The sequence below is a fragment of the Pelagivirga sediminicola genome (genome assembly GCF_003072125.1).
In the GTDB taxonomy this organism is placed as follows: Bacteria; Pseudomonadota; Alphaproteobacteria; order Rhodobacterales; family Rhodobacteraceae; genus Roseovarius; species Roseovarius sediminicola.
Genome location: NZ_QCYH01000002.1, coordinates 74,895 through 87,685 on the forward strand (window position 1 = coordinate 74,895; position 12,791 = coordinate 87,685).

Genomic DNA, 12,791 nt, shown 5'->3' on the forward strand with positions numbered 1-12,791 from the left:
GTATCACCTGATCGCTGCAATATCCATTCCTTGACTGGACCGGCGCCAATCCCTTTAGCTATCGCAGATGCAGATGAACCTATGGAGGGTGGCATGGCGCTGTCGGATGAGCTGAGGGACAGGATATTGCAGTCGGTCGATGACGGGTTCGACGCGCAGCTGGCCTATACGAAAAAGCTGGTGAACCTGCCCTCTCTGCGGGGCCAGGAGCATGCCATTCAGGATCTGGTGTTTCGCGAGTTTCAAAGCCGCGGCATGAAGGTCGACCGCTTTGACATGGACCGCGACGCGATCATGGCCCATCCCGGCGGATCGCCTTTTTCCGAGCATCACTCGGACGCGCCGATCGTTGTCGGGATCCATCACCCGCGCAATGAAACCGGCCGGTCGCTGATCCTGAACGCGCATCTGGACGTGGTCCCCGAAGGCCCGCACGAGATGTGGAGCGATGCACCCTTTTCGGGCGAGATCAAAGACGGCTGGATGTATGGCCGCGGCGGCGCCGACATGAAGGCCGGCTCGGCCGCCAATCTGGCGGCGCTGGACGCGCTGCGCCGCATCGGCCTGCAACCGGCGGCGACGGTTTATGTTCAGTCCGTGGTCGAGGAGGAATCCACCGGCAACGGATCACTGATGACGTATTTGCGCGGCTACACCGCCGACGCGGCCCTGATCCCCGAGCCGACGGGCAACAGGCTGGTGCGCGCCAATGTCGGCGTTCTGTGGTTCCAGCTGAAGGTTCAGGGCGTGCCGGTGCATGTGTCCGACATGGGCGAGGGCGCGAACGCGATCGACGCGGCCTACGGCGTCATCGGCGCGCTGCGCCGACTTGAGGAAAAATGGAACGCCGAAAAGGGCGATCATCCGCATTTCGAGGATGCGGGCCACCCCATCAACCTGAACATCGGCAAGATCGCCGGGGGCGATTGGGCCTCGTCCGTGCCGTCGTGGTGCACGATCGATTGCCGCGTGTCGATCTATCCCGGCACCAGCGCCGCCGACGTGGCGCAGCAGGTGCGCGACTGTGTTGCAGACCACGCGCGCAATGACGCGTTTCTGGCCAACAATCCGCCCGAAGTCGTGGTTAACGGATTTCATGCGGAGGGTTTCGTGCTGGAGCCGGGCAGCGACGCCGAGGACGTGCTGGGCGCCGCGCATGAGGCCGCGTTCGGCGCCCCGATGGAGGCCGCAATGCTGCCGGGCTACATCGACACGCGCGTCTATGCACTCTACAATCAGATACCGGCCCTTTGCTATGGGCCGATCTCGCGCAATGTTCACGGCTTCGATGAGGCGGTCGATCTGGAGTCGCTCAGGCGGATCACCAAGACGATGACGCTTTTCATCGCCGAATGGTGCGGCACCGAGGCCGTGGCGTGATCCGGCGACCGACAATGACAAAAAAGGGAGTGAGTTCAACATGAAGACCAGGACAGTACTGATGGGCATGGCCGCCTGCGCCGCGATGATGGCATCGCCCGCGATGGCGGATATCAAGATCGGCATCACCGGACCGCTGAGCGGGCCGGCGGCGAATACCGGCATCTCCATGCGCCAGGCCTACGAGGCCGCCGCCGCGCAGGCCAACGAGCAGGGCGGCGTCAAGCTGGGCGAGGAGATGCACAAGGTCGAGCTGATCTTCGAGGACAGTGCATCGCGCCCCGAAATGGGCGTCAGCGCCGCGCAAAAGCTGCTGACGCGCGACAATGTCGATATCCTGATCGGCGACAGTCTGGCCAGTTCAGTCACGCTGGCGATCATGGAGGTCGCGCCCAGCTTTGGCAAATTCACCATGAGCGGGCAGCCCGTCTCGATCGAGATCGCCAAGAAGATCCAGTCGGACCCCGAGAAATACGCGAATTTCTGGAAATCCAGCTTCAACTCCAACGCCTATGGCGAGGTGCTGTTCGAGACGGTCAAGTATCTCGAAGAGCAGGGCAAGATCGCGCCCGAGAAAAAGACCGTGGCGTTCATCGTCGAGGATACCGATTACGGCAAATCCAACATCGAATTCACCGCGCCGCACTTCAAGGAGGCCGGATGGAACGTGGTCGCCGAGGAAACCGTGCCGCTGGGACATGCCGATTTCTATCCGCAACTGTCCAAGCTGCGCGCGGACGAGCCTGATGTCGTGATCTCGATCTTCACCTCGGTCAACTCGGGCATCGCGCTGGTCAAGCAGATGGACGAGCAGGGCATGGATCCGCTGCATATGGGCGTCTATTACCCCATCCGCGACGAATTCCTCGACTGGGTCGGTGCCGCGGCCGAAGGCATGCTGTGGACGCCGCTCATGTTCGATCCCGAGAACAACCCCAGCCACCGCGAGTTCAGCGAGCTTTTCGAGAAGCTGACGGGTGTCGAGGCCAATGGCGACCACGCGCAGGGCTATTGCCAGATGCAGATGCTGCTGGACAATGTCGCGCGCGCAGGCAGCGTCGAGGCGTCCGCGATCTCCGAGGCGTTCGCGACGACGGATTTTTCCTGCCCCATCGCGCGCTATGTCTATGACACGGAAACGCACACGCCCAAGATCGGCGGTGATTACCTGCCGGTTCCGATGGCACAGGTCCAGAACGGCGGCTACTTTGCGATCTTCCCCGAAGCGGCGGCGACGTCCGAGTTCCAGTCCGGCAACTAACATGTGCGGCGCGCGCGGCCAGAGCGGTCGCGCGCGCCTCATGCCTGCCGGACGCCGGCCTGCAAGAAACAAGGTTTTGATCCCCGCATGACCCAACAAGAGAACACGCCGCTGCTTGACGTTCGGTCCGTCACGATGGCCTTTGGCGGCATTGTCGCCGTGCGCGATCTGTCCTTTACGGTGACGAAGGGTGAAATCCTTGCGCTGATGGGGCCCAATGGCGCGGGCAAGACGACGACATTCAACCTGATCGCCGGCGCGCTGCTGCCGACCTCGGGCCAGATCTTCTTTGACGGTCGCGACATCACCCAGACCAAGCCCGACGCGCGCTGCAAGGCCGGGATTGCCCGCACGTTCCAGATCACGCAGCCCTTCGATGAGCTGACGGTCGTGGAAAACGTGATGGTGGCGACCATGCCCTATCACAGCTCGATGTCGCAGATGCGCAAGGATGCGCGCCGCTATGTCCAGATGGTCGGCCTTGCCGAGCGCGCCGATGTCATGGCCAAGGGGCTGAGCACCGGCCAGCGCAAGCGGCTGGAGCTGGCCCGCGCGATGGCGACGCGGCCCAAGCTGCTGCTGATGGACGAGGTGACGGGCGGCGTGGACCAGAAGAGCATTCCGGGCCTTCTGGATCTGGTCAAGTCGCTGCGCGACGAGGGCCAGACGCTGATCATCATCGAACACAACATGCGCGTCATCAACGAACTGTCGGACCGGGCGATCTTCATGAACCGCGGCGCCCGCATGGTCGAAGGCACCCCGCACGAGGTGGCCGGGCATCCGCAGGTCGTGGATCTCTATCTGGGCGAGGGGGGCGGACATGCCTGAGGCACCGATGTTGCAGGTCGAGAACCTGGATGTGTTCTATGGCAGCTACCAGGTCCTGTGGGATGTCAGCCTGGATGTGACGAACGGCGAGGTGGTGGCGGTGCTGGGCCCAAACGGGTCGGGCAAAAGCACGGTGCTGAAGGCGATCATGGGGCTTGTCCCGATCCGGGCGGGGCGCGTCATCTTCGAGGGGAGCGACCTGACCCGCGTGCCCACCCATGAGATGGTCGCCCACGGCATTTCCATGGTGCTGGAGCGACGGCGCCTGTTCACCAACATGACGGTGCGGGAAAACATCCTGCTGGGCGCCTATCACAAGAGCGTCGCCAGCCAGACCAAGGACCGGCTTGAATGGGTCGAGAGCCTGTTTCCCATCCTCGCCGAGCGGCGCGACCAGATCGCCGGCAAGATGAGCGGCGGCGAACAGCAGATGGTCGCGATCGCGCGCAGCCTGATGTCAAAGCCCAGATTGCTGTTGATGGACGAGCCCTATCTGGGGCTGGCGCCCAAGATCGTCGACCAGATCGTTCAGATCATCCGCAAGATCAACGGCGAGGGGATCGCGGTTCTGTTCAACGAACAGAACGTCAAGCTGTCCTTTGGCGTCTCCAACCAGGGCTATCTTCTGGAAGGCGGGCGGATGGTGCTGTCCGGGACGGGCGATGAAATGATGAATTCGGACGTCGTGCGCCGCGTTTATCTGGGCGTATAGGAGAGGGCGGGATGACAATCTATCTATTCATCGAGCAGATCATCAACGGGTTGATCATCGGCTCGACCTATGCGCTGATCGGCAGTGGCATCGCGCTGATCTATGGCACGATGCGCGTGCTGAACCTTGCGCATGGCGAGTTTTACATGCTGGGCGGATATTTCGTCTTCTACCTTGCCGTGACGATGGGGCTGGCGCCGTGGATCGCGATACCGACGGCCGTGTTCGGCGCGTTCCTTCTGGGCATGGCGATACAGCGCACGACGATCCATTTCCTCTTTGGCCGCGAGGGGTGGATGTTCTCGACCATCGCGGCGACGCTTGGCCTGTCGATCTTCTTGCAGAACGCCGCGCTTTTGCTATTCGGCGAGCAGTTCCAGACTGTGCCCTATTATGTCTCGGGCGTGGTCGAGCTGGGGCAGGTGCGCATCCCGGCGCAGCGCATTTTGATCTTTGCCGTCTCGATGGCCACGATCGGCGTGATGACATATGTGCTGAAATATACGCGCCTTGGATGGGCCATCCGCGCCACATCGCAGGACCGCGACGCGGCCGCCGTCGTCGGCATCCCGGCCGAGCGCATCTACATGATCACCTTCGGCATCGCCGCGGCGCTCGGCGCCATCGCGGCGGCGATGCTGGCGCCGATCTATTCCATCAACCCGTGGAGCGGCCTGCCGATCCTGCTCAAGGGGTTCGTGGTGGTCATCCTCGGCGGGCTGGGCAGCTTTCCCGGCGCCATCGCCGGCGGGCTGATCCTGGGCGTGGTCGAGGCGGTGGGCGTGCAGGTGACCTCCTCCGAATGGCGCGACGTCATATCCTTCGGGCTGATGATCGCGGTGATCTGGTGGCGTCCCTGGGGCCTTTTCGGCCAGAAGCCGTCATGACCCGTCCCCCTGCTGAATATCGGAGAGAGCCATGTTTCAACCGTTGACGCCGTTCAAGTGGCTGGGGATCCTGGGCGCGATCATCGTCATGCTGCTCCTGCCGATGGTGACGCAGGACACCTATCTGCTGCATGTGCTGATCTTGGCGATGGTCTTTGGCATCTTTGCCTCGGCGTGGAATTTCGTCACCGGATTTGCGGGGCTCAAGACATTCGGCCATCACGCGTTCTTTGCGCTGGGCGCCTACGGCTCCGCGCTGATCGGCATCAACCTGGGGCTCAGCGCGTGGCTGACCATCTGGCTGGGCGGGCTGATCGCGGCGCTGGCGGGGCTGTTCATCGGCCTGCCCATCCTCAGGATCCGGTCGATGCCGCATGTGGCGATCGTGACCTTGGGCTTTGCCGAAATCGTGCGCATCACGCTGTCGAACCTGACCGACATCACCCGAGGCGAGCTGGGGCTGTGGGGCATTCCGGTCTTTGACGGCTTTACCGTGCCCGGTCTGGGCGAGGTGGTGTTCTCGCCCGCCGACAAGGTGCCGTATTATTATCTGGCCTTCGCGCTGCTTCTGCTGTCGGTCGGCGTCATCACGGCGCTGATGCGGTCCAAGACGGGCCTGTCCCTGATCGCGATGCGCGACGGCGAGGATGCCGCCGAAAGCCTTGGCATCAATCTGACGCGGCAAAAGCTGCAGGTGTTCGTCGTCTCCTCCTTCTTGGTGGGGGTCGCCGGGGCGTTCTACGCCCATTACATCACCATCCTCACCCCCGCTGCGGTGGCGGGGGTCGATCTGATGATCCTTATCATCGCGATGGTGCTGGTCGGCGGGCTCGGCACGCTCAGCGGTCCCTTGGTCGGGGCGCTGGTGCTGACGATCCTTGTCGAATTCCTGCGCGACCTGGATACGTTCCGGATGCTTGTCTATGGCGCGATCATCATCCTCAGCGTGATGTTCCTGCCCAAGGGGCTGGTCACGCTGGGGCGCCGCTGGAAGCGCCCGCCGGACGCCGCGGCCACCGAGGCGGAATAACGCGGCCTGCATTGCGCAGGCGGCAGAGTGAAACTTGAGATCAGGGGGTTGGACCGATGAGCGCATCTCGGCATCGCGATTGGCGGGCAAATGCAAAGGCATGTTTCGACTGTGAAAAGGCGCCCGCAACGGGCCGCGACGGGATGGTCGTGACGAACCATCCGCTGGCCTCGACCGCGGGGACGGAAATGCTGGCGGCGGGCGGCAACGCGGTGGACGCGGCGATTGCCGCGCTGTTTACCCTGACGGTGGTCGAGCCGATGATGGTCGGCATCTTTGGCGGGGGCGTGGCGCATATCTGCATGAAGGACGGCGCGCATGTCGTGCTGGACGGGCTGAGCGCCGCGCCCGCCGCCGCCGCGCCGGGCATCTACCGGCCCGTCTCGGACGAGCCTGCGCGCTACATGCAGGTCGAGAACCGCGAGAACGAGCTGGGCGCGCGCGCCATCGCCACCCCCGGCAGCCTGCGCGGCTGGTGCGACGCGCTGGAGCGGTTCGGCACCTTGCCCCTGGCCGACGTGATGGAGCCTGCGATCCGCCATGCACGGCGCGGTTTTGCGGTGACGCCCTACCTTGCCGCCTGCATCGACGAGGCGGCGGAAGACCTGTCGCGCGATCCTGAAATGAAGCGGCTCCTGCTGCCGGGCGGCGCGCCGCTGAAGGAGGGCGCGCGGCTGGTGATGGCCGATTACGCCGCAACGCTTCAGCAGATTGCCGAGAATGGCCCGGATCATTTCTATTCCGGCCCGCTTGGCCAGACCATCACCGAGCATCTGGCGCGCGCGGGCGGGATGATCACGATGCAGGATCTTGCCGCCGTGCGCACGGTCGAGCGCAGCCCGATCGAGGGCACCTATCGCGGCCACCGGATATTCGGCCCCCCGCCGCCCTCGGCCGGCGGCGTTCACGTGGTGCAGATGCTGAACATCCTTGAAGGGTATGACATTGCGGCGATGGGCTTTGGCTCGGACGATGCGATGCATGTGCTTGGCGAGGCGCTCAAGATCGCGTTTGCGGACCGCGCCGCCGCCACAGCCGACCCCGCTTTCGTGAATGTCCCCGTCGAGCGTCTGACCAGCAAGGACTACGCCGAGCAAAGGCGCGCGGAGATCGACATGGCGTCGACCCGCGCCTGGGCGGCCGGTGTCAAGGCGACGGAATCGGCCAATACCACCCATGTCAGCGTCACCGACAAGGATGGCAATATCGTCTCCAGCACCCAGACCATCAACGGGCTGTTCGGTGCGCGCATCATGATACCGGGCACGGGGATCATTCCGAACAACTATATGTGCCTCTTTGATCCGCATCCGGGCAACACGCTGTCTGTCGCGCCGGGCAAGCGCGTGACCACGTCGATGGCGCCGACGATCGTGCTGCGGGGGGGCGCGCCCCTTTTCGTGCTGGGCTTGCCGGGCGGGCTGCGGATTTTCGGATCGGCCATGCAGGCCCTCGTCAACCTCATCGATCACGGCATGACCCTGCAGGAGGCGGTCGAGGCGCCGCGGCTCTGGACCCAAGGACAGGAGCTTGAGATCGAGGAAGGCTATGGCAATTTCGATGCGCTGAGGGCGAGGGGCTGGACCGTGTTGCCGGTCCCGCATGTCGGCGGCGGCATGACCGCGATCGAATTCGGCGACGCGGTCACCGGCGCGGCCTGTTGGCGGGCCGACGGCATCGCCGCGGGGCTGGGCGGCGGTCACGCGCGCAGCGGCACGAAGTTCTGGCCGGACGCGCCGAAACCGGCGGCGGAAAACGCGGGTGAATGAAGCGGGGCAGATGACGGTTGGCGCCCTCGCCATCTGCGAGCGACGTCGCGGCGATGCGGTCTTCGCCGCGCGGGCCGGTTGGGGGTGCCTTCGTCGGTATCGATCAGATTCCATTTGAACTTTGCCGCGCGTTAAGTGACATTGCATGCCATGCGCTTGCCCCATGACAGCTGCCCAGCCCGATACGGGCCGTGCCGGATCTGGATTGCCGCGCACAACAAACCATAATCTGACAGGACGGGATAAGTTGATGAAAACCAACACTTTAGGAGCGATAATCGCGGGGCTCGCCACCTGCGCCGCCGCAACGACGGCTTCGGCTGCGGACGGCGACACGATCAAAATCGGTTTTCCGGTATTTCTGTCCGGCGCGGCCGCAGGCCCGTTCGGCCAGCCCGAAAAAGAGGCGGCCGAACTGCTGATCGAGGCGCTGAACGCCGGCACCGTGCCCGCGCCCTATGCGACCACCGGCATCGCCGGTAAGACGCTTGAGGGAACCTTCGTCGACGAGGCGGCCAATGCCGTGACCGAGTATCGCAACCTGATCGAGCGCGACAATGTCGATGCCGTCATCGGCTATACCTCTTCGGGCAACTGCAAATCCGTGGCGCCCCTGGCCGAGGATCTGAAAACGCTGACGGTGTTCGTCGATTGCGGCACGCCGCAGATCTTCGAGGAGATCGTGACCGAACCCACCTATCTGTTCCGCACCGGCCCGACCGGCACCATCGATTCGGTTGGCGCCGCGCGTTATTTCCAGGACAGCGGCGTGGACCTGAGCCGCGTGGCCGGCATCAACCAGAACTATGCCTGGGGCCAGGATGCATGGCGCGATTTCACCCAGTCGCTGAGCGCGCTCGACACCGGCTCGGAAATCGTGACCGAGCAATTCCCCAAGGTCTATGCAGGCCAGTACGGCGCCGAGGTGTCCGCGCTGCTGACCTCGACGCCGACGGCGGTGCATACCAGCTTCTGGGGCGGCGATCTGGAAGCGTTCCTGCTGCAGGCGGCGCCGCGCGGGCTTTTTGCGCGCTCGGACGTGCTGATGACCTGCGGCGAGGCGCTGTTCCCGCGACTGGCCGACCAGATCCCCGAGGGCGCGATCATCGGCGCGCGGGGGCCGTATTCGGTCTTTGCGCCCGAGAATGATCTGTCGACATGGTTCAACGCCGCCTACGAGGAAAAATTCGGCCAGAAGCCGACCTATCCGGCGTGGAAGATGGCGCAGGCGATCTTTGGTCTGAAGGCCGCTTGGGAAAAGGCGGGCGAGGATGCCGATACGGACGCCGTCGCCGCCGCGTTCAAGAACCTTGAGTTCGAAACGCCCGCCGGCACTGTGAAAATGGCGATTGGCAATGGTCATCAGGCCATTCAGGGCATCGCTTATGGCCGCTACAAGAAGGACGCGGACGGCAATCCGGGCGTGGAGGATGTCATCAGCTATTCGGCCGAATGCGTGAACCCGCCCAATGACATGATGTCCGCCGAATGGATCGAAGCGGGCTTCCCGAACTCGAACTGCGAGTGATGAAAACCGCCCCCGCCGCCTTGTGACGGCGGGGGCCTCCGGCAGGGCCGCGCGCGTCTGCTGACAGATGCCGGACCGCAACCGCCGGTGCGGACAGAATTGGAAAAGACAAATGCTAAAGCTTATCGCGATCCTTCTGGATGGCCTCAGCTATTCCGCGTGGCTGTTTCTGGTCGCCGTGGGATTGACGCTGATCTACGGGGTCATGCGCATCCTGAACATCGCGCACGGCGCGTTCTATGCCATCGGCGCCTATGCCTGCGCGACGGCGCTGGGCCTCTATTACGGGGCCGGCTGGTCCGGGGCGGGTGCGTTTCTGGTGATGGGTCTGACGGCCATCGTGACGGGCATTGTCGTGGGTCTGGCGGTCGAGCGGGGCATCCTGCGCCGCCTTTATGGCCGGGACGAGGTGCTGATGGTGCTGGTCACCTATGCGCTGTTTTTGATCCTCGAGGACGCGACCAAGATGATCTGGGGCGTCGAGAGCTATTTTGTCTATCAGCCCTACGCTTATTTCGGCTTCATCGACGTGGGCGGGCTGCCGTATCAGGTCTATGACCTGCTGGTCGTCGCGATCGCCATCGCCACGGGCCTTGCGCTGTGGCTGTGGCTGACGCGGGCGCGCATGGGGCGGCTGATGATTGCCGTCGTTGCGGATCGCGAGATCAGCGCGGCCATGGGCATCAACGTGCCGCGCATCTTCGCCATCACATTCGCCATCGGCACCGTTCTGGCCGCATTGGCCGGCGTCGTGACCGCGCCCAAGATCGCGGTGGCGCCCGGTATCGGCGTCGAGGTGATCATCCTGGCCTTCGCCGTTGTCGTCATCGGCGGCCTCGGCTCCATCCCCGGCGCGGCGCTGGGCGCGGTGATCGCGGGATTTGCGCGCGCGGTCAGCGTGCATCTGGCGCCTGAATTCGAGCTCTTTGCGATTTATGCCGTCATGGCGATCGTGCTGGCGATCCGGCCTTACGGCCTCTTTGCCGCACAAGGGGAGCGCAAGATATGATGACGATTGATTTTCGCCGCGACCCGATCAACATCCTGCTGCTGGCGGCGCTGCTGATCGCGGGCTTCTTCCTGCCCAGCTGGCTGCGGTTCCTGCTGCAAATGGCGGTCGCGGGTGGCCTTGTCGCGCTGGGCGTGATGATCCAGATGCGCGCGGGCCTCGTGTCCTTCGGGCAGGGCCTGTATTACTGCATCGGCGCCTACGCGGTGGGGATGCTGGCGGTCAAGATGAACGTGACCGAGCTGGGCATCCTGATCCCGGCCGCGATCATCGTAACCGCAGTGGTGGGGGGCATCCTTGGCCTGCTGCTGTCGCGCTACCGCGACATCTTCTTTGCCATGCTGTCGCTGGCCTTGTCGATGATCCTCTATGGCCTGTTGGTCAAGGCGGCCTGGCTCGGCTCCACCGATGGGTTCAACATCCCCGCCGTCAGCTATCTGGGCCATGTCCCGGCGCAGGCCGTGCGCGAGGATTGGTCCTATATCCTGACCGTGGTGCTGGTGCTGATCTCCTGCTTTGCGGTGGCGCGCTACCTCGCATCGGGCGCGGGCGCGCTGTGCGATGCGGTCGCGCAGAATGAACTGCGGCTCGAATACTTGGGCACATCGGCGCGCAAGGTGGTGTTTATCGTCTATCTGGTCGCGGCCACGATCTCGGGCCTTGGCGGCGCGCTCGCCGCTATCGCCATGGGCCATATCGGGCCGGAAATGACCAACTGGACCACCTCGGGCGGCTTCGTCTTCGTCGCGCTGCTGGCCGGACGCGGATCGGTCATCGCGCCGGTCCTCGGTTTCTTCCTGCTGGAGCTGGTGCGCACCTATGCCCTGGATTACGCGCCGAACGCATGGCAGATGATCCTTGGCGCGGTGATGCTGGCCGTTATCCTGCTGCTGCCCGAAGGGCTGTGGTCCCTCGTCCGCCGGAGGTCTGCGAAATGAGCGACAACACTCCCCTTCTGGTAACGGAAAACCTTGAGAAAAGCTTTGGCGGCGTTGTTGCCGCCGGCAATATCTCGATCAGCGTCGGCCGGGGCGAGCAGGTGGCGATCATCGGCTCGAACGGGGCGGGCAAGACGACCTTCGTCAACATGGTGACGGGGTATCTGACGCCATCGGCGGGCAGCATCCGCTATCTGGGCCGCGACATCACCGGGCTGAATCCGCGCCAGACGGCGCGCGCCGGCATCCGCCGATCCTTCCAGATCGCGCAGCTTTTCCCGCAGATGACGGCGCTGGAGAACATGATCATCACCGACATTGCCGCGAGTGAAAGCAAGGGCAGCTTTCGCGCCCGCAGCCTGACGGACGCGCGGATGGACGCGGCGATGGCGCTGCTGAAACGCTTCGGCCTCGAAGGCATCGCGAACGAGCCTGCGGGCACCCTGCCGCAGGGCGTGCGCAAGCAGCTGGATATCGCCATGGCGGCGGTGAACGACCCGGCCCTGATCCTGCTGGACGAGCCGACATCGGGCGTCAGCGCTGATGAAAAGATGGAGATGATGGACAGCGTGATCCAGCCGCTCTTGTCGGACGACGCGACCTTGATGTTCATCGAACATGACATGGACATTGTGCGCCGCTACGCGCGCCGCGTCATCGCCTTTTACGAGGGGCAGATCCTGATCGACGGCAGCGTCGAGGAAGTGCTGGCCGACGACAAGGTCCGCCAATACGTGATCGGAGGGGTCGCCCATGCTTGAGGTCAAGGATCTGAACGTGTCCATCGCAGGCACGCCCATTCTGCGTAACGCGTCGCTGGAAATGGCGGGGGGCAAGACCTTCGGCCTGATCGGGCGCAACGGCGCGGGCAAGACGACCTTCATGCGCTCGGTCATGGGGCTGCTGCCCGCGACCTCGGGCACCATCCGCATCAATGGGCAGGATGTCGCCGCGCAGCCGCCGCATCTGCGCGCGGCAATGGGCGTCGGATATATGCCCGAGGATCGCCGGCTGGTGTCCGAATTCACCGTCGAGGAAAACATCCTGCTGCCGGTCAAGGCGCTGGGCAAGACATTCGATCCCGCGCGTCTGGACTGGATCTATGAGCTGCTGCCGGAAATCGCCCGCTTTTCCGCCCGCAAGGCGCTGGCGCTGTCGGGCGGCCAGCAAAAGCTGGTCGCGCTGGGCCGGGCCTTGATCGTCGGGGACCAGCTCTTGCTGCTGGACGAGCCTTTCGAGGGCGTCGCCCCCGCTCTGGCGCAGCGCCTGGTCGAGGTGATCGGCGCCCTGCGCCAAAGCGGCATGTCGGTCCTCTTGTCGGAATCCGACAGCGTCCATTCGGCGGGCCTGCTCGATGGACTTTACATGATCGAACGCGGTGACATCACCCTGCGCGAGGATATCGGCGCAGCCTGAGCCACCCGCTCTGCCAGATAGGAGACTGTT

12 protein-coding genes are annotated in these 12,791 nt (G+C 64.1%); all 12 read left to right on the top strand.

What is annotated here, in order from left to right; all coding sequences use genetic code 11:
- The first annotated feature begins 93 nt into the window (after positions 1 to 93).
- The 12 genes from DC366_RS03995 (at position 94) to DC366_RS04050 (ending at position 12,761) form a co-directional block, all read left to right on the top strand.
- A complete protein-coding gene (locus DC366_RS03995) occupies positions 94 to 1,380 on the top strand; it encodes an ArgE/DapE family deacylase (protein ID WP_108691328.1) in 1,287 nt (428 codons plus the stop codon).
- Between the two features lie 40 nt (positions 1,381 to 1,420).
- Complete coding sequence (locus DC366_RS04000) at positions 1,421 to 2,641, top strand: ABC transporter substrate-binding protein (RefSeq protein ID WP_108690931.1); 1,221 nt, start codon at positions 1,421 to 1,423, stop codon at positions 2,639 to 2,641.
- Between the two features lie 87 nt (positions 2,642 to 2,728).
- Positions 2,729 to 3,472, top strand: coding sequence for an ABC transporter ATP-binding protein (locus DC366_RS04005; RefSeq protein WP_108690932.1), 744 nt, complete (start codon positions 2,729 to 2,731; stop codon positions 3,470 to 3,472).
- The gene (locus tag DC366_RS04010) at positions 3,465 to 4,184 is read left to right on the top strand and encodes an ABC transporter ATP-binding protein (protein ID WP_207768652.1); all 720 of its coding nucleotides are present in this window, start codon (positions 3,465 to 3,467) and stop codon (positions 4,182 to 4,184) included. Before DC366_RS04005 ends, DC366_RS04010 begins: the two co-directional genes overlap by 8 nt.
- An 11-nt stretch (positions 4,185 to 4,195) precedes the next feature.
- Positions 4,196 to 5,071 carry a branched-chain amino acid ABC transporter permease gene (locus DC366_RS04015; protein WP_108690934.1) on the top strand — a complete coding sequence of 292 codons (876 nt, stop codon included), beginning with the start codon at positions 4,196 to 4,198 and terminating at the stop codon, positions 5,069 to 5,071.
- Between the two features lie 31 nt (positions 5,072 to 5,102).
- Positions 5,103 to 6,101 carry a branched-chain amino acid ABC transporter permease gene (locus DC366_RS04020; RefSeq protein WP_108690935.1) on the top strand — a complete coding sequence of 333 codons (999 nt, stop codon included), beginning with the start codon at positions 5,103 to 5,105 and terminating at the stop codon, positions 6,099 to 6,101.
- Between the two features lie 56 nt (positions 6,102 to 6,157).
- The gene (gene ggt, locus DC366_RS04025; RefSeq protein WP_108690936.1) at positions 6,158 to 7,870 is read left to right on the top strand and encodes a gamma-glutamyltransferase; all 1,713 of its coding nucleotides are present in this window, start codon (positions 6,158 to 6,160) and stop codon (positions 7,868 to 7,870) included.
- A gap of 250 nt (positions 7,871 to 8,120) precedes the next feature.
- Entirely contained in the window at positions 8,121 to 9,398 is a 1,278-nt protein-coding gene (locus DC366_RS04030) for an ABC transporter substrate-binding protein (protein WP_108690937.1), read from the top strand.
- Positions 9,399 to 9,510: 112 nt separating this feature from the next.
- A complete protein-coding gene (locus DC366_RS04035; protein ID WP_108690938.1) occupies positions 9,511 to 10,407 on the top strand; it encodes a branched-chain amino acid ABC transporter permease in 897 nt (298 codons plus the stop codon).
- Positions 10,404 to 11,345: a branched-chain amino acid ABC transporter permease gene (locus DC366_RS04040; protein ID WP_108690939.1), complete on the top strand. Its 942-nt coding sequence runs from the start codon at positions 10,404 to 10,406 to the stop codon at positions 11,343 to 11,345. The genes DC366_RS04035 and DC366_RS04040 overlap by 4 nt, the downstream gene beginning before the upstream one ends.
- Complete coding sequence (locus DC366_RS04045) at positions 11,342 to 12,106, top strand: ABC transporter ATP-binding protein (RefSeq protein WP_108690940.1); 765 nt, start codon at positions 11,342 to 11,344, stop codon at positions 12,104 to 12,106. Before DC366_RS04040 ends, DC366_RS04045 begins: the two co-directional genes overlap by 4 nt.
- Positions 12,099 to 12,761: an ATP-binding cassette domain-containing protein gene (locus DC366_RS04050; protein ID WP_108690941.1), complete on the top strand. Its 663-nt coding sequence runs from the start codon at positions 12,099 to 12,101 to the stop codon at positions 12,759 to 12,761. The genes DC366_RS04045 and DC366_RS04050 overlap by 8 nt, the downstream gene beginning before the upstream one ends.
- Positions 12,762 to 12,791 lie beyond the last annotated feature (30 nt).

Excerpts from the sequence above, each read along its gene's own strand:
- DC366_RS04040 (WP_108690939.1), top strand. The coding sequence starts at position 10,404 with ATGATGACGATTGATTTTCGCCGCGACCCGATCAACATCCTGCTGCTG.
- DC366_RS04050 (WP_108690941.1), top strand. The coding sequence starts at position 12,099 with ATGCTTGAGGTCAAGGATCTGAACGTGTCCATCGCAGGCACGCCCATT.
- DC366_RS04020 (WP_108690935.1), top strand. The coding sequence starts at position 5,103 with ATGTTTCAACCGTTGACGCCGTTCAAGTGGCTGGGGATCCTGGGCGCG.
- DC366_RS04045 (WP_108690940.1), top strand. The coding sequence starts at position 11,342 with ATGAGCGACAACACTCCCCTTCTGGTAACGGAAAACCTTGAGAAAAGC.
- DC366_RS04005 (WP_108690932.1), top strand. The coding sequence starts at position 2,729 with ATGACCCAACAAGAGAACACGCCGCTGCTTGACGTTCGGTCCGTCACG.
- DC366_RS04000 (WP_108690931.1), top strand. The coding sequence starts at position 1,421 with ATGAAGACCAGGACAGTACTGATGGGCATGGCCGCCTGCGCCGCGATG.
- ggt (WP_108690936.1), top strand. The coding sequence starts at position 6,158 with ATGAGCGCATCTCGGCATCGCGATTGGCGGGCAAATGCAAAGGCATGT.
- DC366_RS04015 (WP_108690934.1), top strand. The coding sequence starts at position 4,196 with ATGACAATCTATCTATTCATCGAGCAGATCATCAACGGGTTGATCATC.
- DC366_RS04035 (WP_108690938.1), top strand. The coding sequence starts at position 9,511 with ATGCTAAAGCTTATCGCGATCCTTCTGGATGGCCTCAGCTATTCCGCG.
- DC366_RS04030 (WP_108690937.1), top strand. The coding sequence starts at position 8,121 with ATGAAAACCAACACTTTAGGAGCGATAATCGCGGGGCTCGCCACCTGC.
- DC366_RS04010 (WP_207768652.1), top strand. The coding sequence starts at position 3,465 with ATGCCTGAGGCACCGATGTTGCAGGTCGAGAACCTGGATGTGTTCTAT.
- DC366_RS03995 (WP_108691328.1), top strand. The coding sequence starts at position 94 with ATGGCGCTGTCGGATGAGCTGAGGGACAGGATATTGCAGTCGGTCGAT.